This is a genomic window from Rhodococcus sp. MEB032 (assembly GCF_030208925.1).
Taxonomy (GTDB): Bacteria; Actinomycetota; Actinomycetes; order Mycobacteriales; family Mycobacteriaceae; genus Rhodococcus_F; species Rhodococcus_F qingshengii.
On the sequence record NZ_JARVSY010000001.1, the window covers coordinates 89,706 to 112,909 of the forward strand.

16 protein-coding genes and 1 pseudogene are annotated in these 23,204 nt (G+C 65.0%); 10 read left to right on the top strand and 7 right to left on the bottom strand.

The window, feature by feature from the left end; translation table 11 throughout:
- Positions 1-4 precede the first annotated feature (4 nt).
- Entirely contained in the window at positions 5-2,227 is a 2,223-nt protein-coding gene (locus QRN54_RS00460) for a VanW family protein (protein ID WP_285181424.1), read from the bottom strand.
- A gap of 294 nt (positions 2,228-2,521) precedes the next feature.
- Positions 2,522-3,877: an acetyl-CoA C-acetyltransferase gene (locus tag QRN54_RS00465; RefSeq protein ID WP_003945465.1), complete on the bottom strand. Its 1,356-nt coding sequence runs from the start codon at positions 3,875-3,877 to the stop codon at positions 2,522-2,524.
- Positions 3,878-4,007: 130 nt separating this feature from the next.
- On the opposite strand from QRN54_RS00465, the gene QRN54_RS00470 reads away from it, so the two are divergent.
- Positions 4,008-5,354, top strand: a complete 1,347-nt coding sequence (locus QRN54_RS00470; protein WP_003945596.1) for a 3-oxoacyl-ACP reductase — start codon at positions 4,008-4,010, stop codon at positions 5,352-5,354.
- Positions 5,354-6,217 carry a MaoC/PaaZ C-terminal domain-containing protein gene (locus tag QRN54_RS00475; RefSeq protein ID WP_007734551.1) on the top strand — a complete coding sequence of 288 codons (864 nt, stop codon included), beginning with the start codon at positions 5,354-5,356 and terminating at the stop codon, positions 6,215-6,217. Before QRN54_RS00470 ends, QRN54_RS00475 begins: the two co-directional genes overlap by 1 nt.
- A gap of 116 nt (positions 6,218-6,333) precedes the next feature.
- Here the strand turns inward: QRN54_RS00475 and QRN54_RS00480 are convergent, their stop codons facing one another.
- Together QRN54_RS00480 and QRN54_RS00485 are read right to left on the bottom strand one after the other, a co-directional pair.
- Positions 6,334-6,933: a TetR/AcrR family transcriptional regulator gene (locus QRN54_RS00480; RefSeq protein WP_003945885.1), complete on the bottom strand. Its 600-nt coding sequence runs from the start codon at positions 6,931-6,933 to the stop codon at positions 6,334-6,336.
- A 72-nt stretch (positions 6,934-7,005) separates the two neighbouring features.
- A complete protein-coding gene (locus QRN54_RS00485) occupies positions 7,006-8,184 on the bottom strand; it encodes a glycoside hydrolase family 3 N-terminal domain-containing protein (protein ID WP_058039141.1) in 1,179 nt (392 codons plus the stop codon).
- 101 nt (positions 8,185-8,285) lie between these two features.
- Between QRN54_RS00485 and QRN54_RS00490 the strand changes: the two genes are divergently transcribed.
- The 4 genes from QRN54_RS00490 (at position 8,286) to QRN54_RS33565 (ending at position 14,568) form a co-directional block, all read left to right on the top strand.
- Complete coding sequence (locus tag QRN54_RS00490; protein WP_003945900.1) at positions 8,286-8,753, top strand: universal stress protein; 468 nt, start codon at positions 8,286-8,288, stop codon at positions 8,751-8,753.
- 45 nt (positions 8,754-8,798) lie between these two features.
- Positions 8,799-9,887 carry an isochorismate synthase gene (locus QRN54_RS00495; RefSeq protein WP_075832351.1) on the top strand — a complete coding sequence of 363 codons (1,089 nt, stop codon included), beginning with the start codon at positions 8,799-8,801 and terminating at the stop codon, positions 9,885-9,887.
- A 129-nt stretch (positions 9,888-10,016) separates the two neighbouring features.
- Positions 10,017-10,190, top strand: coding sequence for a DUF2613 domain-containing protein (locus QRN54_RS00500; RefSeq protein WP_003945488.1), 174 nt, complete (start codon positions 10,017-10,019; stop codon positions 10,188-10,190).
- A gap of 43 nt (positions 10,191-10,233) precedes the next feature.
- A complete protein-coding gene (locus QRN54_RS33565; protein WP_350318865.1) occupies positions 10,234-14,568 on the top strand; it encodes an alpha-(1->3)-arabinofuranosyltransferase in 4,335 nt (1,444 codons plus the stop codon).
- Positions 14,569-14,591: 23 nt separating this feature from the next.
- On the opposite strand, the pseudogene QRN54_RS00510 reads toward QRN54_RS33565, so the two are convergent.
- A pseudogene (locus QRN54_RS00510) lies at positions 14,592-15,641 on the bottom strand (acyltransferase family protein); the annotation flags it as partial.
- A gap of 216 nt (positions 15,642-15,857) precedes the next feature.
- On the opposite strand from QRN54_RS00510, the gene pgfA reads away from it, so the two are divergent.
- Together pgfA and QRN54_RS00520 are read left to right on the top strand one after the other, a co-directional pair.
- The gene (gene pgfA, locus QRN54_RS00515) at positions 15,858-16,991 is read left to right on the top strand and encodes a cell envelope lipid trafficking protein PgfA (RefSeq protein WP_007734539.1); all 1,134 of its coding nucleotides are present in this window, start codon (positions 15,858-15,860) and stop codon (positions 16,989-16,991) included.
- 169 nt (positions 16,992-17,160) lie between these two features.
- Positions 17,161-18,117 (top strand): ABC transporter substrate-binding protein, encoded by a 957-nt coding sequence (locus tag QRN54_RS00520; protein WP_285181426.1) that lies wholly within the window; start codon positions 17,161-17,163, stop codon positions 18,115-18,117.
- Here the strand turns inward: QRN54_RS00520 and QRN54_RS00525 are convergent.
- A complete protein-coding gene (locus tag QRN54_RS00525; RefSeq protein ID WP_116057169.1) occupies positions 18,098-19,324 on the bottom strand; it encodes a lipopolysaccharide biosynthesis protein in 1,227 nt (408 codons plus the stop codon). The genes QRN54_RS00520 and QRN54_RS00525 overlap by 20 nt on opposite strands.
- Before the next feature lie 33 nt (positions 19,325-19,357).
- Here QRN54_RS00525 and QRN54_RS00530 point away from each other — a divergent pair, with 33 nt between their 5' ends.
- On the top strand, positions 19,358-21,097 hold the full coding sequence (locus tag QRN54_RS00530) for an MmpA family trehalose lipid delivery protein (protein WP_285181427.1): 1,740 nt from the start codon (positions 19,358-19,360) through the stop codon (positions 21,095-21,097).
- On the opposite strand, the gene QRN54_RS00535 is transcribed toward QRN54_RS00530, so the two are convergent.
- Positions 21,044-22,258 carry a glycosyltransferase family 4 protein gene (locus QRN54_RS00535; protein ID WP_058039147.1) on the bottom strand — a complete coding sequence of 405 codons (1,215 nt, stop codon included), beginning with the start codon at positions 22,256-22,258 and terminating at the stop codon, positions 21,044-21,046. The genes QRN54_RS00530 and QRN54_RS00535 overlap by 54 nt on opposite strands.
- Positions 22,259-22,431: 173 nt before the next feature.
- Between QRN54_RS00535 and QRN54_RS00540 the strand changes: the two genes are divergently transcribed.
- On the top strand, positions 22,432-23,202 hold the full coding sequence (locus QRN54_RS00540; RefSeq protein WP_003945692.1) for a class I SAM-dependent methyltransferase: 771 nt from the start codon (positions 22,432-22,434) through the stop codon (positions 23,200-23,202).
- The last annotated feature ends 2 nt before the right edge of the window (positions 23,203-23,204 follow it).

Consider the following 23,204-nt stretch of genomic DNA (forward strand, 5'->3'; position numbering starts at 1 on the left):
TTCCCTACTCGCACTTCACGATCGGCACCGGGTCGTACTTGACGGTCCGGGTGTTCGAGGAAATCTCGGCGCCACTCGCGTGGTCGGTGATCACGCGAGTGTCGCTGACCGTGAACCCGGGCGCACCGCTCGAAGCCACACAGCCAGGCCCCTCCGGCAAGGTCACGGTGTTCGGCGACGTCGGCGACGTCCGCGGGCCGGTCGTCGACGTGACATCGACAGTTTTGGTTCCCCAGATCCGAACGGTGATGTTCGACGACGTCGCAATCGTCTCGATCATCACGCCGGTCTTCGCCGGATTACGGAACTGCAGGTCGATCGCACCATCGAAGATGGTCGCCTCACGAGCCTCGGGGTACCGCGAGATGTAGTAACTGTGCTCGGTGTGCGCGACGTCCTCCATACCTGCGAAATACGTCGCGTTGTAGAGCGTCGTCGCGAGCTGGCTGATACCGCCGCCGACAGCCTTGTCCGGGCGACCGTTGTTGATGATCCCCGACTCGATGTATCCCTGCGCCGCACCGCGCGGGCCCGTGTACTCGTTGAGCGAGAACGTGTCACCGGGCTTGATCACGGCCCCGTCGATCTCCGACGCGGCCAGGCCGATGTTCACACCAGACGCGTATTCGAAACCACCGGTAGTGAATTCGCCGATCACCTCATTGATGCCGAGGGCCTCCGCGGCTTCGGTGGTCAACGCCGGCGGGACCGGTCCGTAAACGGCGGGCGTTGCCCGAGAAGCCGTGCTGCCCAACAGAACCGGAAGTTCCTTGACCGTGTCCGGCCAGTTGATCAGATCACCGACGACACCGGGCACAACCGACGGTTTGCCACCGGCGAAGGTGAACGACGCGTCCTTGGGTTGTACTTCCGTCGACGCCAACTGCGGAGTCAGAATCTTGATCGCAGCATCCGTGTTGTACTGCGGAGTCAGCCCACCCGAGCCGTCGGGTGTGAAGGTCAGAAACTCGCCGATCTGATCGACGCCGAGTGTCGCGACCTTGCCGTCACGGCCGTTGACCACGACGTCACCCGAGACAGCTGGAATAGCGATCTCCTGCAGCGCACGATCGACACCGGCCTGAGTGACCGTCACCGGAACCTCGTCGACCGGAAGATCGACGACGCCACCATCGGACCATTCAGCGGCGAAGGTCGAACCCGCCTGCTGCGTTTCGAGCGCCTGACCGGCAGCGGGCGAAACACCAGTCGCCTTCCCGTTCTCGAACACGACTGCACCTTCGACGGGCGCACGATCGCTGTTCGCCGCGAGCTGCGCCATCGACGCATCCAACGCACCCTGGTCGATTGCCGACACCACGGGCACCTCGCGGGAGCCGAAGAACGACGTGATGCGGGTGATCGGGTTGATGGGCTGAGCGTTCACGCCCGACAGCGTCGCCGACCAGTCGACGTCCACACCCGCAGACGCGGGAACGATCTCGGAGTCGACGCCGCCTGCATGTACCGCTACCGGTTCGACGAGCCTCGGGCCGAGTTGGGCGCGCAGCGTGGCTTCCGCGTCGGCGGGCGTGAGATCACCGATGTCCACCCCGGCGACCTGAGTGCCGCGTGGTGTCTTCCCGGACGAGGTGAAGATGTCCACTCCGTAGGCAATCGCTGCGACGGCAAAGATGGCGCCGACTGCTATCGCCGGTTTGACCCACTTGCGGGAAGACTGCGAAGCGGGCGCCACCGGTTGTTGCGGCGCCGGGGGTGCAACTACCTCTGGTTCTCGGACAACAGGCTCGTACTGCTGCTGGATGGGTTCGAGTTGCTGGGTGTCGTACTGCTGCACGAACTCGGGACGCGGCGGCTTCGGGGGAACCACCACTGCCGGGGGCTCGAACTGCTCTGTCTGCTCGTCGATGGCTTCTGTCGCCGGAGCCGAGTTGACTACTTCCGTCGGCGGTGCGTCCTCCGCTGGGACGACAGGGATGACGGTGGTGACCTCGTTTGCCGATTCGTCGACTGTCGCTTCCGTGGAATCGCTTGCTTCTTCGTCGACAGGCCTTGGTGCTTCGGCTGGTTCAGGTTCTGCTGATTCAGCCTCGACAACGGCCTCAGTGTCCTCAGGGGCCTCGGGTTCCTCGACCGACTGGGGTTCCTCGACCGACTCGGTCTCTTCGACCGCCTGAGGTTCCTCGACCGACTCGAGTTCCTGTTCCGGGAGGGACGAGTCCTCGCTGTTCGTCTTCTCGACGGACGGACCCTCTTCGTCACTCACCTGTTGGCTCCTCGCTGCATCAACCGTCGCTGCGGCGCTCACCGACAACTCAATACAGGATATCCGGACATACGAGAGCCCCGCGCTGCTGCCAGGTCGGGGGTCAGGCAGCAACACGGGGCTGTCATGAATATCGGTAGCTATTCTGCAGCGTTACACGCCTGCGCGAAAAAGTTTGCAAAGAGTTCGGGGATCCGGCCACCCCTCGTGGCCGGATCCCCGATTACGCATCCCCTCGCGACGATCACTGCAGGTGAGCGCAGTTTTCAGTCGCATGGGGAGATTGTGGAGCGGTTACCGCTCGATGATCGCCGTGACACCCTGGCCACCGGCCGCACAGATCGAGATCAGGCCGCGGCCCGAACCCTTCTCCGCGAGCATCTTTGCGAGGGAAGCCACAATACGTCCGCCGGTTGCCGCGAACGGGTGACCTGCAGCCAAGGACGATCCGTTGACATTGAGCTTGCTTCGGTCGATCGATCCCAATGCGCCGTCGAGGCCGAGGCGTTCCTTGCAGTACTCGTCCGACTCGAAGGCCTGCAGGGTTGCCAGAACCACCGAAGCGAAGGCTTCGTGGATCTCGTAGTAATCGAAGTCCTGCAAGGTCAGACCGTTGCGGGCCAGCAAACGCGGGATCGCGTACGTAGGAGCCATGAGCAACCCGTCTTTGCCGTGGACGTAGTCGACGGCAGCGGTTTCGGAATCGACGAGGTGCGCCAGAACCGGAAGATTGCGTTCGGCTGCCCACTCGTCGGTGGAGAGGAGCACTGCAGAAGCGCCGTCGGTGAGCGGCGTCGAGTTGCCTGCCGTCATCGTCGCGTCGCCGAGCTTGGTACCGAAGACGGGCTTGAGCGTCGACAGCTTCTCGACGGTCGAACCGGGACGGAGGTTGTCGTCGCGGGTCAGGCCGAGGAACGGGGTGACGAGGTCGTCGAAGAAACCGCGGTCGTAGGCAGCTGCCATGTTCTTGTGGCTGGCAGCGGCAAGTTCGTCCTGGTCCTCGCGCTTGATGCCGAATTCCTTGGCGGTGATCGCAGCGTGGTCACCCATCGACTTGCCGGTGCGAGGCTCGCCGTTGCGCGGAATTTCCAGGCCGAGCATGCCCGCACGGACGTTGCCGAGCAGCTTGATGCGGTCGCCCGTGGACTTCGCGCGATTGAGGGAGAGCAGGAACTCCCGCGCCTGATCGTTGACGCCGATCGGGGCGTCGGACGTGGTGTCCGTGCCGCCGCCGATGCCCGAATCGATGCGGCCGGCCGAAATGGCGTCGCCGACGGCGATGATCGACTGCAGTCCCGTGCCACACGCCTGCTGAAGGTCGTACGCCGACGTGTACGGGCTCAGCGCGCTGCCGAGAACGGACTCGCGAATGAGATTGAAATCACGGCTGTGCTTGAGCACCGCACCGCCGACGACCATGCCGAGCTTCTCGCCCTGCAGATTGAATCGGCTCACCAGACCGTCGAGCGTCGCAGTGAACATGTCCTGGTTGGACGCCTGTGCGTACGCCTTGTCCGAGCGTGCGAACGGAATGCGATTTCCGCCGACGATCGCAACCGGACGGCGCTGACCTGCAGAATTTGCAGCGGCTGCGGCCGGTGCAGTGCGCGGTGCGGCGGGCTTTGCATTTGAACGGGCTTTGCTTGTCACTTGCGTCTCCAAGGATGGTGCGATTACCTGTTGAAGACTATTCTTACTCAGTAGTAAGTTACTTGTCTATCGCCGCATTCTTTCGATTGCCCGGTGAGAGACAACCCGAAACACAACAGAAGGTAGGACCGTGGCAGCCAGCAAGGGAGCTCCCGACCTCTATTCACAGTTCCTCTCGTCCGCCCCCGGCGCATTCATCGCGTCGAAGGCCGGCCTGCCCAGGCCCGAGAACCTGCGTCGCTACAAAGCAGGGGAACCCGCACTCGCCGGACCTGTCCTCATCGGCGGCAAGGGTCGGCTCGCAGAACCACTTCGCGTACTGCTCTCCGACTACCCGGCGGCTCAGGCACACGACAGCAGCTTCGGTGGACTCGTGTTCGACGCCACCGGAATCACTCAGGTCAGCGAGCTCGAGCAGCTGTTCGAGTTCTTCCAGCCCGTGATCCGCAACCTCGCACCGTCGGCTCGCGTCGTCGTTCTCGGCACGACGCCGGAAGAAACGTCGAGCGTCGACGAGCATGTCGCGCAGCGCGCTCTGGAAGGCTTCACCCGCAGCGTCGGCAAGGAGATCAAGCGCGGCTCCACCGCTCAGCTGGTCTACGTCTCCCCCAAGGCATCCACCGGACTCTCCGGCGTGGAATCGACTCTGCGCTTTCTCCTTTCGGCAAAGTCCGCCTTCGTCGACGGCCAGGTCATCGTCGTCGGCGCTGAAGATTCCGTCGCGCCCGCAAGCTGGGACAAGCCGCTCGAAGGCAAGGTTGCCGTCGTCACCGGCGCAGCCCGCGGTATCGGCGCCACCATCGCCGAGGTCCTGGCCCGCGACGGCGCGCACGTCGTCTGCGCTGACATCCCGGCCGCCGGCGAAGCGCTGTCCGAGACCGCGAACAAGGTCGGCGGCACGTCCCTGGCCCTCGACGTCACGGCAGCCGACGCAGCCGAGGTCCTCGCAGCTCACCTCCTCGAGCGTCACGGTGGAGCGGACATCATCGTCCACAACGCCGGCATCACCCGCGACAAGACCCTCGCCAACATGGACGAGGGCCGCTGGAACATGGTCATGAACGTCAATCTTCTTGCACCGCAGAAGATCACCGAGCACCTCGTCGAGAAGGGCGCCCTCAAGGAAGGCGGCCGCGTCGTCGACGTCTCCTCCATCGCCGGCATCGCGGGCAACCGCGGCCAGACCAACTACGGCACCTCCAAGGCCGGCGTCATCGGCCTCGTACACGCCGAAGCTCCCGTCCTGGCGAAGAAGAACATCACCATCAACGCCGTCGCACCGGGCTTCATCGAGACCGCCATGACCGCAGCCATCCCCTTCGCCACCCGCGAAGCCGGCCGCCGCATGAGCTCGCTCCTGCAGGGCGGCGAGACCGTCGACGTCGCCGAGACCGTCGCATACTTCGCCAGCCCGGCCTCCAATGCCGTTACGGGACAGGTCGTTCGCGTCTGCGGCCAGAGCCTCCTGGGCGCATGATGGCAACAAAGACCGTCGCGCTCACCGAGCAGCCGAAGACCCTCGACATCTACTCCCGCGCGGTACTGGGATTGTTGCCGTGGAACAAGTCCAACTCGCGCTCGGTGCCACAGCAGACCTTCACCCTCACCGGATTGAAGGTCGACACCGACAATCTGGCGGCGTACTGCCGCGTGACCGGACTGCGGTTCGGCGACACTCTGCCGATCACGTACCCCTTCACCTTGGCCTTCCCTACCGTGATGAAGCTGATGGTGTCGAAGGACTTCCCCTTCGCCGCCGTCGGCTCCGTTCACGCCGAGAACGTCATCGAATCACTGCGGCCCATCTCCGTCAGCGAACCGCTTGACCTCTCGGTGCATGCCGAGAACCTGCGTGAGCACCGCAAGGGCCTGCTGATCGACGTGATCACCGAAATTCGGGTGGGACGGGAACTGGTCTGGCGACAGACCTCGAGCTTCCTGAACCAGCAGAAGACCTCCCTGTCCGGCCAGCCCGGTCCGGAGCCCAAGGCCGACGAGGTCCCCCCGATGCCGATGAGCACCATCCGCGTCGACCAGACCACGATCAGCAAGTACGCCGCTGTCTCCGGCGACCGTAATCCGATTCACGTCTCGTCTCTGGGCGCGAAGGCTTTCGGTTTCCCGAAGACCATTGCTCACGGAATGTGGAGTGCCGCGGCAGTTCTGCGGACCGTCGAGGGGTCCGTCGCGGACAAGGTCACCTACAGCGTGCGTTTCGGCAAGCCGATTCTGCTACCGGCGACGCTGAATGCCTACGCTGATCGCACCGACGACGGCTGGGATCTGTCGCTGCGCCACCCGAAGAAGGGTTACCCGCACGTCACTGCGACGCTGCGCTGACCTAGGACTGAACTGGGTTGGGCTGGTGCGTTTCCGACCCCGCCCCGACAGTGTGAACGTATCGCTCCCCCTGTTCAACAAGGGGAGCGATACGTTCACGCGATGTGACTGGGGGGCTATTCGGACTTCTTCTTGCCCGACAGACCGCGCCACGCGAGGGATTCGAGTAGATCCGCTGCGGCATCCACTTCGATTTCCCCACCCGCAACCCGGTCCGCTACCGCCTCACCGGCGCCGACGAGCGCGATGGCGATGATCCCGTAATCGTGCGCGGCATCAGGATCCTTGGTGCTGGACTCGAGCAGATGCGCGGTCAACTCGATCAACCGATCGCGACTGGACTGCACGGTGCCCGCAAAAGCCTGCTGCCCGACGGCCTGACGGTAGAGCACCATCCACGACTTGCGGTTTGCGCCCACGAACCCGAGGAAACCCTCGAGAGCGGCGCGCAATTGTTCACGCGGAGTCAGGTTCGGCGCGCCGGCCGGGGCGAGTGCTTCGAGGAAGCGGAGCCCTTCGCGATGGATGCACGCGGCAAACAACTCTTCCTTCGAGCCGTAGTACAGATACAGCATCGGCTTCGAGATCTCGGCCTTGGCCGCGATGGTGTCCATCGAAGTTTCGTGAAATCCCCTGTCGGAGAACACGTCCACAGCCGCGTCGAGCATCTGCTGCTCACGCACTGCGCGTGGCAGTCGCTTGGTACCGCCGGCCATGCTTCCTCCAACCACAGGGTAAATGTCGATCTTACTCTACGGTAAGATTGTGCGTCGAATCCTGACTTCGACTCAGCAGGTCACGGCACCTTTGGCAGCGGCAACTGTGACCACAGCCTGATCGACCCGCGTCTGCGGAAGCTCACCGGACGCGACGGCCTGCTCGAGATGATCGAGAACCCGCGGAACGTCGTCGGTGGTCAGCCACAATGCCTGATCGACTCCAGCCACCAGCGCAGCCTGAACCGCATCGGCAATATCGTATCGGTCGGTGATCGCCTGCATGCCGCTGAGGTCGTCGGTGAACACCGGACCAGTGAACGGCGCTGCGCCGTAACCCACTCCGTCGCGAAGCAACGCAACGGCTGCGGGGCTGATGCTGGCAGGGGTACCGGGCTCGGTCAGACCGGGAACCTCGAGGTGACCCATCATGACGCCGACTCCGGTTCCCGACAGCTCACGGAAGGGAATCAGGTCCGACGCGATCAGATCCTGTAGCGGCGGCGTTGTCACCTCACCCCGGTGCGAGTCACCCGACGCGCTGCCATGCCCGGGAAAGTGCTTGATCACCGGGAAGATTCCGGCGTCGCGCATCCCCTGCGCGTACGCACCGGCGTAGGCAACGACGGTCTGGGGGTCGTCGGAGTACGAGCGGTCCCCGATCACGGAGTCGTCGGGTTGGCTGCTGACGTCGACGTCGGGGGCGTAGTTGACGGTGATCCCGAGATCCTTCAAACCGCGTCCACGCTCGAGTGCCATCTGGTACGTCTGTTCCACTGTCATGGTCTGCGCCGTTTCCCTGGCCGACGGATCGGGCCCGAGGATGTCCGCGACGCGGGAAACTCGTCCACCTTCTTCGTCGATCGTCACCATCAACGGCAACTTCGACGCCGAAGCAACCTGCGGCACTTCGCGATTGGTGAGCATCGACTGATCGGTCCAACTTCCGACGAAGATGCCGCCGATCTCCTCGTTCTGCACTATCGACAACGCGTCGTCGGTCCCGGTAACGCCGACGTTGAGCAGCTGGGCAAGTTTCTGACGCAAGGACAGCGAGGCTAGAAGGTCACTACCGCACGACGCGGCGACGGGTGCGGAGCTCGATGCCGCAGGCGTCGACGTGATCTCGGTGCTGGTGCTGGTCGGGGCGCTCGAAACCGGATCGGCGGTCCCGTTTTCGCCCGAGCATCCCGCAACCAACCCTCCGCACAATGCAATGGTCGTTGCAGCCTTCAGAAACTTGATCCGCATACCTCGACCGTAACGGACCCGGTACCCATACACTCCCTCACTGGCACATCGGGACGGTAGCCTGGAAGAGAACCGATTCCCCCGCTGACGAGGAGGTCGTGATGCCACAAGGTCTGATGCTCATCGCGTACGACGGTTCCGACAACGCCAAGCGTGCAGTCGACTATGCGGGGCGTTTCCTCTCCGCCAATCGTGCTGTTCTCGTCACTGCCTGGGAGCCCATGGTTCGCCAGGCCGCTCGCATGTCCGGCCTGTCCGGGGTGATGCAACCGGAGTGGGTTCCCGACGACGACGTCGAGGACATCGCCTACACCGACGCCAAAGTCACCCTCGCCGAGGGCGTCGCACTGGCCGAGGCCGCAGGCCTGACCGTCGAAGGCAGAAGCGCCGAGTGCCGATCCGCGATCTGGTCTGCAATCTGCGAAACCGCAGACGAATTGGACGTCGACATCATCGTGACCGGCACCCGTGGCACCACGGGTTTGCGGTCGCTACTGCAGAGCAGCGTCGCGGATCATGTTCTGCGTCACAGTCATCGGCCGGTGTTGATCGTCCCTCCGGGGAAGTGACCTTCGCGCATTCCTGATCCGTGGCCGACTAGTGTCGAAAGCACCATGGACGGTTTTGTTCTCTCGCGCCCCGATCACAGCGTGGTCACCCGCGGCGTACGACGCAGCTTCGACAGCTCCGACGCGGCCACCCACGCTCTGTCGGCAGGTACGACAAAGCTGATCGTCGGAGCGCTCCCCTTCGACCCGGCTGCCGCAACGGCGTTGTACGAACCCGCCGAGGCGACGATCGCGTCGCGGCCGTGGCAACCGCGCGATCCCCAGGCCCTGCCCACGACCCGGGTTGACCGGGAGATCCCGTCGTCGTCGGAGCATCTTCGTCGAGTGGAAAAGTTGATCGGACGCCTCCGCAGTGGAGAGATCGACAAGGTTGTCGCGGCTCGCACTGTGGAACTTCGCACGCAGACCCCGATCTCCCCAACCGCGCTCGCCGCACGCATGGCGGCGCTCAATCCCGTCGCCAACACCTTTGCCGTCGACCTCTCTGCTGCGGGAGCCGAATTCGCGGGCCACAGCCTGGTCGGCGCGACGCCCGAAGTATTGGTCAGTCGACGCGGGCGCGTCGTGACGTGTCGCCCGTTGGCCGGGACCACCAAGCGATCCGCCGACGCCGATCAAGACCGCGAGGCAGGCGAAAGCCTTCTGCATTCGACGAAGAATCTGGCCGAGCACGCCTTCGTGACGTCGTGGATCCGCGAGGTCCTGCAACCGATGTGCAGTGATCTGTCGGTGCCGGCAACTCCCGAACTGACCAATACTCACGAGGTCTGGCACTTGGCCAGCCCGATCCGCGGCACGCTGCGAAACGACACTACTGCGCTCGACCTCGCCATCGCGCTGCATCCGACGCCCGCGCTGTGCGGAACACCCACTGACGCGGCACTGAAGGTCATCCGCGAGACCGAGGAACCTCGGCGTTTCTACGGCGGCGCCGTGGGATGGTGCGACGAGGCCGGTGACGGCGATTGGGTGGTTGCCATCCGCTGCGCCGAGATCGGTGCAGACGGCTTCACTGCCTGGGCCAGCGCGGGTGGCGGAATCGTCGCCGAATCGGATCCGCAGGACGAACTCGACGAGACGTCCACGAAACTGCGCACTCTGTTGACCGCGCTTGGTGCCGAAACCCTCGACTGACCAGCACGTCACGAGGGTAATCGTCCGGATTCTCGAGTGCGGGTGATACCTTGACCCGAGCAGTTCGTACGGGCCGGTAAGTCCGTCCGACCGCGAACGACCGACTAACGACCAATTGGGAGATCCGCGATGACGAAGTTCCTTGTCCCCGGTGTGGCCAGCGCTGTCATCGGTGCCGTTCTGGGTGCCGGCGTCATCTTCGGTGTCACGGCCGCCGCGTCGGACAACACTCGTCCCGAGATCGACCGCAGCGGAAACGCAGATTCTTCCGTGCTGAACCAGGTTGAGTACGGCAGCCGCTGAGAGCGCAGGCCTCGCGAGTTCCCGTTCTTCCGCCGACGCAGCGGTGTCTTCGGTAGACACCGCCCCGTCGGCAGAGCCCCTGTCGAAGCGGTGGCTGTTCGGCGCCTCCGTCGTAGCGTTTCTTCTCACTTTTCTGCAATCGCCGGGTCTGATCACCGCTGACACCAAGTACGACCTGACGCAGAATCCGTTCGGTTTTCTCGAACGCGCCTCGCATCAGTGGAGTAGTCAGGCCCCGCTCGGCCAGGTTCAAAACCAGGCCTACGGATATTTCTTTCCGCACGGGCCGTTCTTCGCGCTCGGCGAGTTGGCGAACGTTCCGCCGTGGGTCACCCAGCGCATCTGGTGGGCGCTGCTTCTGATCGCAGGTTTCTGGGGCATCATCCGAGTTGCCGAGGCTCTCGGCATCGGCAGCCGTAGTTCGCGCGTGATTGCAGCGGTTGCCTTTGTTCTTTCTCCCCGCGTGCTGACCACGCTCGGTTCGATTTCCTCGGAAACCCTTCCGATGATGTTGGCGCCGTGGGTGTTGTTGCCGGTGGTTTTGGCCTTCGGCCCTGTGCGTGGAAAAGGAGTCCCTGGACTCCCTGACCACTCACGGGGGTTGAGGCGGTTGGCCGCACAATCCGCACTTGCCGTCGCACTCATGGGTTCGATCAACGCCGTCGCCACCGCCGCGGCCTGCCTGGTCGCGATCATCTGGTGGCTCTCGCACAAACCCAACCGAACATGGCTGACGTTCACCGCGTGGTGGGCGCTGTTCGTCGCTCTCGGCACCCTCTGGTGGATCGTGCCGCTACTTCTGCTCGGCAAGATCAGCCCACCGTTTCTCGACTACATCGAGTCCGCCGGTGTCACCACTCAGTGGGCATCGCTCGCCGAGATACTTCGCGGCACGGACAGTTGGACCCCGTTCGTCTCCCCCGAACGCATTGCCGGCGCCGTCCTGGTCACCCAACCCGCAGCAGTCGTCGCCACCGGCCTGGTTGCCGCCGCCGGCCTCGCCGGGCTCTGCATGCGGTCCATGCCTGCTCGCGGCCGGCTGACGCTCATCCTGTTCGTCGGTATCACCGGCCTGGCCGCGGGTTACTTGGGTGAACTCAGCTCGCCGGTGTCGGAGTCGGTGCGCCTGTTCCTCGACTCGGCAGGCGCGCCGCTGCGCAACGTCCACAAGCTCGAGCCGTTGGTCCGTCTGCCGCTGGTGCTCGGACTCGCACACCTGCTGGCCAAAGTGCCACTGCCGGGATCGGTTCCACTCGCCCGATGGCGCCGCGCGTTCGCCCATCCCGAGCGCGAACCGATGGTCGCACTGACCAGCCTGATCCTCGTTGCCCTCACCCTCTCGACCGCCTTGGCCTGGACGGGAAAGCTCGCTCCCCGCGGTGCGTATCCGGACGTCCCCTCGTACTGGAACGAGGCGGCGCAGTGGCTCGAGGACAACACCTCCCCCGGATCGGAAGCCGAACGTGCCCTGGTCGTCCCGGGAGCGCCCTTCGGCAGCCAGGTGTGGGGTCTGACGCGTGACGAACCGCTTCAGGCGTTGGCGAGTACGCCGTGGGCAGTACGTGACTCGGTCCCGCTGACCCCTCCCGGCGCCATCCGAGCGCTCGATTCGGTGCAACGTCTCATCGCCGACGGACGTCCGTCGGACGGCCTCGCACAGACCTTGCTGGGGCAGGGCATCCACTACCTGGTGATGCGCAACGACCTCGACGGCGAAACGTCGCGCTCGGCCAGACCGATACTCGTGCACCAGGCGGTCGAAGGCTCGCCGGGGATCAAGCGAGTCGCCCACTTCGGTGAAGACGACAGCCCCGAACCGATCGAAGGGCTGGTCGCGGACAGCGATCTGCGGCCCGGTTACCCAGCCATCGAGATCTTCGAGGTCACCCCGCCCGACGGCACCCCGGCGGTCAGCGGCCCGTACTCCGTCGACCTGAACCAGGTTCCGCGTGTACAAGGTGGGCCGGAATCGTCTGTGCGACTTCACGAAAGCGGGCTGGTTCCGGGGACCGGGCCGATGATTCTTGCCGCCGACGCCGAAGCTGCGGGACTGCCCGTCGATTCTGTCACCGTCACCGACACACCGCGCGATCGGGAAACCGATTTCGGTCAGGTCGACAACCACAGTTCCGCCCTGCGCACCCCCGACGACGCTCGTCGTACCTACAATCTGGTGCCCGACTACCCGGTTGCGAACACGCCTCTCGTGGAAGGCCGTTGGAGCGGAGCTTCGATCACCGTCTCCAGCGCCGCCTCGGATGCCACCCAGCTGGGCGGCACTTCACCGTCGAGCAGTCCCGCGTCGACGGTCGACGGCGATCCCGCCACCGGCTGGTTCAGCAACGGCATCGAGCGAGCCCTGGGCCAGTGGTTGCAGATCGACTTCGACACACCGATTTCCAGTGGGTTGCTTCATCTGACCACCAGTGCCGCGGCAATCGGAGCTCCCGTCAAATGGCTCGAGGTCTCGACACCGAACGGCAGCACAGCGGTGAAGGTGGAGCGTCCCGGTGAGCCCATCACCGTCTCGATCCCGGGCGGCACCACTCCGTGGGTACGCATCACAGCGACTCACACCGAAAACGGATCGCCTGGAACACAGTTCGGCATCAGCGAACTCTCCGTCGAAGACTTCTCCGATCGCAGCGCACCGAAGACCGTACCGATCCGTTTCGACACGGTCCTGCCGAATACGCCGACGGGCGCATCCGTGAACGCCTGGAATCTGAGCCAGGAGTTCCCCGGTCGCAACGCGTGCGCGGACTCGACCGACCGCGTGCGGTGCAGCAATGCATTCATGGCGATACCGGAAGAGCCGAGCCGCTTCCAGCGCACGCTCACGGTGCCCGAAAACACAGTCGTTACACCGACACTGACCGTCCGGGCGCGTCAGGGCAACGCCCTCGAAGATCTGCTTTCCGTCCCCGGCCGAATCACGGCTTCGGGTTCGAGCGACATCGGCGACACACGCGGATCTGCCTTCGCTGCCACCGACGGCGACGCACGCACCACGTGGTCGGCGCCGCAGAGCACCACCGAACCGGGCGGCCCGAAACCGACGCTGACTCTCAATCTTCCCGAGCCGACCCTGGTCACCGGCCTGGACATCACGCGGGGACTCGGCACCCTGCCGTCGCTGCCGACCAGCGTCGCGGTGAATCTCGGCAACGGGCCGCAAGTGCGAGAGCTGCCCGAACCCTCGGACGACACGCCTCGAACCATTCGAATTACCCTCTCCCCCTTCGTCACCGACAAGATCGTCCTGAGCATCACCGATTGGGAACCGGTCCTCGATCAGACGGCGCTCGGCTTCGCCCAGGCGCAGCCCACCGGCCTCGCCGAGGTCGGCGTCATCGGTGCCGACGGAACCCCGATCGCCGGTTCGGGAGTGCAGGGCTCGGACTCATTCGACAACCGCACCGTCACCGTCACCTGTGGCGATGGCCCGACCATTTCGGTTGCCGGACAGCAATTCCCCACCTCGATCACGGCGACGGCGACGCAACTTCGGACCGGCGCACCCGTCGAGGCACGTGTGTGCGGTCTGGACGCTTCGGCGACTTTGCCGGCGGGACAGCCTGAAGTGGTCGTCGAACCAGGCCCCGCATTCTCGGTCGACAATCTCGACCTGACGGCGGTCGGTCCTTCAGCCGCGCAGCGGAATACACCGCTCGAATCGACCGCGTGGACGGCGAATCACCGCGAACTCACCGTCACGAACTCGTCCATCGATCAGCTGATCGTCAATCCCGAGAGCACCAGCATCGGTTGGATCGCCACCGCGCCGGACGGTTCCGAGCTGACGCCGGTGGTCGTGAACGGTTGGCAGCAGGGCTGGATCGTGCCGGCAGGCACCGCGGGAACCGTCACCATCGACTTCCCCAGCGACCGTTGGTACCGCCTCGGCATATTCGGCGGGCTCGTGTTGCTGATCCCGCTGCTGTTCGCGGCACTTGTCCCTACGCGCCGAGAGCCCAAGTCCCTCACACCACCCCGTCCGTGGCGCAGCGTCGCGGCCGGATGGGTGGGCGTGCTCGCGGCGGCCACCGTCATCGGCGGCGGAGTGGGAGCGGCGATCGCAGTTGTGTGCTCGATCCTCGGACTTGCCGCGCTGCGAATCTTCGGCCCGGCTCGGACCGCACGCATTCTCGTCGGCACCGCCGGCGTGGCCGCGATGATCGGCATCACGCTGCTCTCGACCGGACCGTGGCGAGCACCGGGCGGCTATGTGGGCGACTCGTTCGCGATTCAGTTCTCGATGTTGGTGGCCTTGGTCGTGACCGGGTTGGCCGCGTTGCCCTTTGCCGGTTCACCGATATGGCGGCGCTTCTCCCAGCGCGTCACCGCGACGCGCGCCGGTTCCTCCACCAAGGCGTAACTGGCCGAGGCCACAGCGACGCTCAGGACGACCGTCAGCGCCAGGACGTAGAAGAAGCTGCCCGAGAACGGAACTATGCCGAACACGGGGAACACAGCGTTCAGTACGGCCAGGTGCCAGATGAACAGGCCGTAGGACCAGCGTCCGATTGCCAGCGCCAGCGGGCTCGCCAGGAATCGATGCTGCGATTGATCGCGCAGAACCAGTGGAGCGATCAACGAGAAGCTGATGATCGCACCGAGTGCAATCTTGATCGCGTACTGCCACGGCTCAGGCCGCACCAGACCTTCGGGCCCGGCCAGATCGGTGCACGAGAGAACGAAGGCCACAAACGCAACAAAAGTCAGGAGCACCCGCCGGTGCGCGAGGCGATGCATCCACGTCGACGGGCCCACGGCCAACTCGGCCAGCACCATGCCTGCGCCGAACCACGGCAGGTAGCCCGGCAGCCAGTTGTCGTGGTGAATGGCGTCCGGAGTCGGGATCGGAATGAAAGCCCACGTCAGCGCCAACACCGACACCCCGAGCAGAAGCGGTAGCCGGAACCGAGCTGAGTTTCCGCGTAGTCGCACCATCAGATACGCGAACAGCGGCAGTAGTACATAGAACGCAACCTCGACCGACAGGCTCCACATCTGCGTGAGGCCCTCGGTGAGTGTCAACGGCACGAACACCTGCGCCAACCCGAGATTCGCCAGCCATACCTGGTAGCCCCCGCCGGCTCCGGGCAGGAACAGCAGGATCAGCACCACCGCCACCCAGTACGCCGGCAGAATGCGCGTCGCGCGGGAGATCCAGTACCGGACGGTCGACTGCGGCTTCCCGATTCCGCGGGCCTTTGCCGCGTGGGGGCGCCACAGGAGAAATCCGGACAAGGCAAAGAACACCGCTACGGCGAGATCGAGTCGACCGAACGCGCGCCCGATCGCGCCGGACTGCGCTTCACCGGTTTGGAACGCGACATGGGTGACGAGGACACCGAGCGCCGCCAATCCACGCATACCGTCCAAAGCCGGAACGAAGCCCCGAGCCTGTGGCGGGACCGTCTGAGGGGAATTCGTGGAACTGATCATCACGGATAAGTGTGCACCCCAGGCCGATTGAGGGAAACCACCAGGGACTCACAACAAAATGCCTGGCCAATTCATGCCCTCATGCGACAAACCGGGCCGGTGGACTGTTAGTGTTCTGCCACACATGGTGTCCATCGGGGGCCCCATGCGATCTGCGCAGCTCATATTGTGCCGGTTGGGGAACCTCGAAAGACTTAACGGGTTAGGAGTCACAGCATGGCGGAACGCTCAGGGCCGAGCCGGATACTTCCTTGCATTCTGGTGGGCCTCGGTGCCTTCCTTTTGGCCATCGCCATCCTCATTCCTACCTACACGGTAGGCAAGCTGGAGAAGACGCCACTCGACCTCGAGGTGACCACTGTCGCCACAGGCACCGGTAGCGTCCTCAACTCGGCGGCCCTCCTCGGCGGAAAGGCACAGGTCGACACCAACGTGCCGATCGTCGCTCAGCGCTACGTCACCACGCAGGACCCGTCCGACGCCGACATCATCACCGTCGAAGCCGGCCAGACCGTCCGTCGTACCGACAAGCAGGGTGACACCGGACTGCTGACCGCAACCCTGGACCGCGTCACGCTCGATCGCGTCAGCTCGATGCCGACCAACGATCCGGTCGGAACCGTCCAGACGTCCAGCGACCAGCCCGCCGAAGAAGTTTCCCGCGACGGTCTGCAGTACAAGTTCCCGTTCAACACGGAACAGAAGAGCTACCCCTACTTCGACCTGAACGCTCGCGCCACGAAGGACATCGACTTCGTCGAAGAGACCGAGATCAACGGTCTGAAGGTGTACCACTTCCAGCAGACGATCGATCCCGTCGACCTGTCGAAGGTCGTCAACTCCCCCACCAACAAGCTGAGCCTGCCCGCCGACACCTGGGGCGTTCCCGGTGGCGCTACTCCGATCACGATGACGCGTTGGTACACCAACGTCCGTGACCTGTGGGTCGAGCCCAAGACCGGCGTCGTCGTCAAGGGCCAGGAGCAGTTGCACCAGTACTACGGACGCAACAAGGACTCGGTCGACGTCGAGGTTCTCAAGGTCACGCTGCCCTTCGACGAAGCAACCATCGAGTACCAGGTCCAGCAGGCACGTGACGGCATGGACAAGCTCTCGCTGTTCGGCCGCACAGTCCCGATCGTGGCAGGTGTGCTCGGCGTCATCGCGCTGATCGCCGGTATCTTCCTCGGCATTCGCGGCGGCAAGGGCGGAACTCCGGCCCGCGCTGCACACGGCGGAACGAACCAGAATCCCAGCGGCCAGGGCTCGCCCGAGCCGGCTCCGGGTGAGCACGACTGGACCTCGGACGACACTCAGGTGATTCCGCGTCCGGATCTGCGCAAGGACTGATTCAGACAGTAAGCAGAGCGCCCCTTCCACACGGAAGGGGCGCTCTGCTGCGTTTCGGGGCTTTGTTGCCGGATCGGCGTACGGATTGGCGCAACGCGTCGTTCTCTCCGCGTGGTTGCGGGCTTAGCGTTTTCTGGAAGTCCAGACCACCCCGAACACGAGGAGCCACATGCCCGCATCAACAGTTCTGGGTTCGCACATCTGTGTCAGCGATCTGACGCGACGGAGATTTGTTGTCGGCACGGCTGCATTCTCCGGGCTGTTCGCCGCCGGTTGCGCGAGGTCCGCCGGTACCGAGGGCGATTCGGCCGGGATGCGCACGGTCACGACCTCGCTCGGAACCTACGACATTCCGGTGACACCGAAGCGCGTCGTCGCCATCGACTCCAGACTCGACCTCGAACCAGCCGTTGCGATGGGCCTGCCGGTCATCGCGTACAGCTTCGACGCCGCCGAGCCGTGGGTTCCGGCCGATCCCACGGCACAGGTGTTCGAGGCACCGGTCAACGTCGAGGCAATTCTCGCGCTGGAACCGGACCTGATCATCTGCACCGACATCGGTGAGGCCTCCGACATGTGGCCGCTACAGCAGTTGAGCCAGACAGCGCCTGTGCTTCCGATGGACTTCACGCGCCCGTGGCGCGAGAACATCGATCAGCTGGCGAGTTGGCTGAATCGCACCGAGAACCCCGACGTCCGTCAGGTCATCGGAGCGTACGAGGACAAGTCAGCCGGATTGAAGGAACGCCACGCCCCGAGCTTGGCGAGCAAGCAGATCGTGCTGCTGAACTACGTGAATCAGAAGGTCAACGGCGTCAACCGCAAGGGCATCTCCACACAGGTGGCCGAAGACCTCGGCGTCCAGCTCCAGTGGCCGGTCGAGGGACAGAAGGAGATCTCTACCGAAAACCTCGTGACTGCCCTCGACTCGGCCGACGGAATGATCGTCACCACCGCGCCCGGCGTGGATCCCGTCAGCGACGACCGCGCGATGTGGAACCGTATCCGCGCAGTACAAGGCGACAACGTCGTCTACACGGGTGGGAACATCAACTACGGATCCGTCTACACCGCGATGCGTACGCTCGACTACTTCGACGATTTGTTCACGCGTCTGGAGAACTGACGCCGGTGTGAGGTGCCGGCCGGGCGCGGTCGGCACTTCGCACTGCGGCGACGGACACCGCCAACGCCGTCGTCGACGCAACCACCACGGCGACGCCGATCAACTCTCCCGGCGTCTTCGCCCACACCAGCATCACCGTCGCCTCCACGGCCAGTCCTGCCCACGCCAGAACGGCCACTCGTGTGCGTTCTGACGCGATTGCGGACAGCAAAGCACCCTGGAGTACCGCCAGCGCTGCACCGTGCAGGGCGAAGGCCCACAGCATCGGAGCCACGGCGGCGTACGCGTCGCCCACGAGCATCGGCACCAGCGGGCCGGCAACCGCGGCCCCCAGAACCAGGACGGCGCCGATACCGACGAGCACCGCCAACGCCGAGCGAACCGCCTGCGCCGAGTGCGCCGGGTTCGCCATCTTCGGGTACAGCACGACGCCCACTGCCTGTGGCAGCCAGAACGCCACCTTCGTCGCGACGGCGCCGAGTGCGTAGACACCGGCGTCGTATTCGCTGAGAACGACACGGACGATCAGCAGGTCCAGCGAAGACAACGCGATCAGCGCGAGCTGAACCTGAGACGCCGCGAGCACGGAGACGACGCCGATACGCACCGGACGGTCCTCGCTCACCGAGACGGTTCGGTCGACCACTCGAACTATCGCCACCAGCAACGCAGTTCCGGCCGCGCCCGCGACCAATGCCGCGCCTGCTCCGCCGCCGAAAGCCAGAACGATCACTGCCGGAAGGACTTTCATCACCCCGGCCCCTGCCAGTACGGCGCTGAGAGTGCCGAATCGACCGTGTCCTTGCAACAACCCCTGCTCCGTGGCCAGCAGAACCAACATGGGCGCAGTCACCAATGCCGAGAACGACGCCACGATTCCGGTGTCGAGCAGCCACGCCATCGCCGGAGTGAGCGCCACCGCGAGGACGGCGACGATCGCGGTGCATCGATACCCCAACGACCGCAACGCATCTGTGCTCTTGCCACGCACCGCCTCGCGGGCGACCACCGTCTGCAACGCCAAAGCCGGAACCGCAAGTACCAACTGGGCGGCAAGCAGACTCGCGAACTCGCCGTAGCCGACCGGACCCAACCATCGGCTGGCCAACCATGCCAACAGGTACGACGCGACATTGGCCGTCATCGATCCCACCAAAACCATGCCGACCCCGGCCGCGGCGGCGCGATCGAGTGGTTGGCGAGGCATGGCAGTAATGATGCACCACGTATCGTGCGCGTCATGACAGTGCAAGCCGGATACCGCCGTTACCTGCCTGCGGCGTACAGCCTGGCGCTGGCACTGTTGATCCTCGGACCGCTGCTCGGCCCCGGCTACCTCCTGCTGCGCGACGCCGTCAGCACGCCGCGCTCGTACCTGACCGACTCCGCCCTCGGACTCACCGACGCCGCGGCCCGCGCCGTTCCCCAGGACGCACTGATCGCAGCGTTGAGCACCGTGATCGACGGCGGACTGGTGGTCAAGTTCATCCTGCTCGTGGCGCTCTGGCTCGCCGGTTGGGGTGCGGCGCGCATGGTCGCCGTCCTGCTGCCGACGGCCGGTGTCGGTCCACAACTGGTCGCGTCGACGGTGATGCTCTGGAACCCCTACGTGGCCGAGCGCCTGTTACAAGGACATTGGAGCCTGCTGACCGGTTATGCCGCACTGCCGTGGATCGTGTGTGCCGGAATCGGAGTTCGCCGAGCCACGCCCGGGTCCTGGTGGGCGTTGGCCGCGTCACTGGCATACGCGGGTCTGACACCTACCGGCGCTCTGCTCGCTCTGACAGCCGCGCTGGTGGTGGTAGCCACCCCCGGAGGCCGAACCTCGGCCATGCGGCGTGTCTGCGGCGCTATCGGGCTGTTCCTCGTCGCCGCCTCGCCGTGGTTGGTCGCCACCTTCGTATCCGGAGCAGCAGGCGACGGTTCCGATCCAGCGGGAGTCGCCGCCTTTGCCGCCCGAGCAGAACCGGGACTCGCGACGCTCGGCAGCCTCGCCGGGCTCGGCGGTATCTGGAACTCGGCAGCGGTACCGTCCACGCGCACAACACTCTTCGCGTTGGTCGGAACAGTTCTTCTGCTTGTCGTGGTGTTTGCCGGTGTGCCCGCTCTGTGGCGCCGACGCCGGAATCCTGTTGTCGGTGGACTCGGACTACTGGCCCTGTTCGCGGTGCTGGCTCCGACCATGGGCGCTACCCCGTGGGGTCTCGACGCCGGCCGATGGTCGGTCGAGGTGTTCACCGGCGCCGGTCTACTGCGTGACGCGCAGAAGTGGGTCGCGCTGGCCGTCCCGTTCTACGCACTTGCTGCGGCCGCCGCGGTGATGTGGGCAGGCAATCGGTTCTCCCTCCCCCGCCCGGCATTCTCGGTTGCCGCCGTCGTGGTGACGATCGTGGCACTGCCGGATCTGGTGTGGGGTGTCGGCGGCGCGTTGAAGCCCGTGCACTACCCCGGTTCCTGGACCGTGGTGACCGAGCAACTGCGAGACGAAACCGGTGACGTTGCAGTGCTTCCCGCCGGAATGTTCCGCGCGTTCCCCTACAGCGGTGATGCGCCGGTACTCGACCCCGCACCACGCTTCCTGCCCCTCGACGTGCTGCAGACCGGCCAACTGGTGGTTGCCGGTGGTGCTGTCGGCGGCGAGGGGACTCGGGCAACTCGGGTCGAGGACCTACTGCTGGCCGGCGGAAGTCCTACGCAGTTGGCCGATCTCGGAGTCGGATGGGTACTGATCGAGCGCGGGACACCAGGTCAACTCGGCAACTCGGCAACCACGCTCGACGGCTTGGAACAGGTCTTCGCCGACGACGATCTCGCGCTATTCCGAGTACCGGGAGATGTTGCCGCGCAGGAAGCCTCGACCGGTGCCCGAACTGCCGTCCTAGTTGCGCATCTCGCGTGGGTCCTGATGGGCGTGATCGCGCTGATCTCAGTCGGACTGAACCAGAACCGAATTCGACTCGCGCGGCGCGGCCAGTCCTGAGACCCACCGACCGTCCTTGTGCGCGGTCAGCACCTCGAGCACTCCGGTGCCGGTCTGTTCCCAGGAGAACTCACCGGACCACACGCGAGCTTTCTCACCGAGCACCATGCGAAGTTCGTGGTCGCGGAGCAGAGTGCCGGCAGCCTGCGTCAGATCGGCGATGTCGCCCTCGCCGGCGTTCTCGCCCCCGACCAGAAGGCCCGTCACTCCGTCGACGATCGAGTCGGTCAGACCCTTCGAACTGCGGTAACCGATCGTCGGAACACCGTGCTGCGCAGCCTCGATGACCGCCAGGCCCCACCCTTCCTTCCGCGAAGGCATGAGGTGGATCCACGATTGCGCCAGCAGTTCATGTTTGCGAGCCTCGTCGACGTGGCCGTAGAACGAGACGGCGTCACCGATCCCCAACTCGGCGGCACGATCGCGCAGGTTCTGCTCCCACCAACCACCACCGATGACGTCGAGATGGATGTCCGGAAGCGTCGGCCGCAGGGCTGCGACCGCTTCGAGTGCGTCCTCGATCTGCTTGTGCGGCACCAGCCGTGAGAGAACCGAGATGGTGGGACGCTCGGCCCTGGTGATCGATCCGCCCGCGTCGACGCCGACGGGGAGCCGATCGGCACCGTTACGCACCACGGCAATTCGTTCGCGCTCGACACCGAGGTCCACCAATTCTTCCGCTGAGGGAAGCGACACCGTCAGATACTGACTACGTCGATGGGTGCGCGGTGACAATCGCGATTCGACCCACCAGCCGATCCGGCCGACGAGCTTGCCTGCCACCGGCCACTGTTCGCGATGGCAGTGATGGACCAGAAGCGTGACCGGTGCACCCGCCACGGTCTTCGAGAAGAAGGGGATGCCGTTCTGGGTGTCGATCACCGCGTCGGGGCGGATGCCCTTGAGCGATCCGAAACCCAGACGTCCGGCGGCAATGGCGGCCAGAGCGCGGGGGTACACGCTGAAACGTCCACCGGCCCGGCTGATCGTGATGCCGTCTCGAACCTCCGACGCGGGCGCCCCGGGATACGACGCCGTCCGCAGCGTCACCTTGATACCGCGCTCGGCCAACTGGGATCCGACCTGCTCGAGGTAACGCTCGCTTCCACCGCCCTGGGGATGCCCGGTATCGCGCCAGCAGAGCAACAGAACCTCGCGCACGTGCGTTACTCCCTGAGTTGGTCGGTGGCCACCCCGGTTCGGGCGATCCTGCGGGATGCCCCGCCTGACCGGCCGGTAACCCTGCCGAACACCCTAACTGTTCGAGCGTCCGTATTGCCGCGCTCCTGACGGTGTTCGTGGACCGGGCGACCCAGTGGCTAAAGTTGCTACCCGTGACCAAGCCCGCAGTGACCCGCATTTTCGGCCGACGGGCAACCCTGAAACGCTCGTTCGGCCTGCTCAGCGACTTCCGCCACGAGCAGTCCGCGCCCGACATCTTCTACGGCGCGCTCGCGCGCGACTCCGTCGAATTGATCTCGGACCTGCACGAAGGTCACACCGGACGATCCCTCGACGGTCTCACTGTCCTCGACGTCGGCGGCGGTCCGGGCTATTTCGCGGAGGTCTTCCAGGCCGCAGGTGCCCGCTACATTCCCGTCGAACCCGATCCGTCGGAGATGCACGCAGCAGGTCTGACGGTGGGCGGCGCGGTGCGCGGATCCGGTTTGGCACTGCCGTTCCTGGACTCGTCCGTGGACATCTGCTTCTCCTCCAACGTGGCCGAACACGTCAGCGAGCCCTGGCTGATGGCCGAGGAAATGCTGCGCGTGACCAAGCCCGGCGGCTTGATGGTTCTCTCGTACACCCTGTGGTGGGGTCCGTTCGGCGGCCACGAAACCGGACCGTGGCACGCGCTGGGTGGCGAGTACGCAGCCAAGCGGTACCTACGCAAGACCGGACGCGAACCGAAGAACAGATTCGGGGTGTCGTTGTTCAAAGTCGGCGCCACGGACGGCTTACGCTGGGCCCGTGGAACCAGCCAGGGCACGTTGCTCGCCGCGATCCCGCGCTACCACCCGTCGTGGGCGTGGTGGATGGTCCGAGTCCCCGGTCTGCGGGAGTTCCTGGTGAGCAACCTCGTCGTGGTTCTCGAAAAGCGATAGCG

What these genes read in the sequence shown, in the direction of transcription:
- QRN54_RS00490 (WP_003945900.1), top strand. Translation starts at nt 8,286, where the DNA reads ATGCCACAAGGTCTGATGCTCATCGCGTACGACGGTTCCGACAACGCC.
- QRN54_RS00520 (WP_285181426.1), top strand. Translation starts at nt 17,161, where the DNA reads ATGCCCGCATCAACAGTTCTGGGTTCGCACATCTGTGTCAGCGATCTG.
- QRN54_RS00525 (WP_116057169.1), bottom strand. Translation starts at nt 19,324, where the DNA reads ATGCCTCGCCAACCACTCGATCGCGCCGCCGCGGCCGGGGTCGGCATG.
- QRN54_RS00485 (WP_058039141.1), bottom strand. Translation starts at nt 8,184, where the DNA reads ATGCGGATCAAGTTTCTGAAGGCTGCAACGACCATTGCATTGTGCGGA.
- QRN54_RS00530 (WP_285181427.1), top strand. Translation starts at nt 19,358, where the DNA reads ATGACAGTGCAAGCCGGATACCGCCGTTACCTGCCTGCGGCGTACAGC.
- QRN54_RS00495 (WP_075832351.1), top strand. Translation starts at nt 8,799, where the DNA reads ATGGACGGTTTTGTTCTCTCGCGCCCCGATCACAGCGTGGTCACCCGC.
- QRN54_RS00480 (WP_003945885.1), bottom strand. Translation starts at nt 6,933, where the DNA reads ATGGCCGGCGGTACCAAGCGACTGCCACGCGCAGTGCGTGAGCAGCAG.
- QRN54_RS00500 (WP_003945488.1), top strand. Translation starts at nt 10,017, where the DNA reads ATGACGAAGTTCCTTGTCCCCGGTGTGGCCAGCGCTGTCATCGGTGCC.
- pgfA (WP_007734539.1), top strand. Translation starts at nt 15,858, where the DNA reads ATGGCGGAACGCTCAGGGCCGAGCCGGATACTTCCTTGCATTCTGGTG.
- QRN54_RS00475 (WP_007734551.1), top strand. Translation starts at nt 5,354, where the DNA reads ATGGCAACAAAGACCGTCGCGCTCACCGAGCAGCCGAAGACCCTCGAC.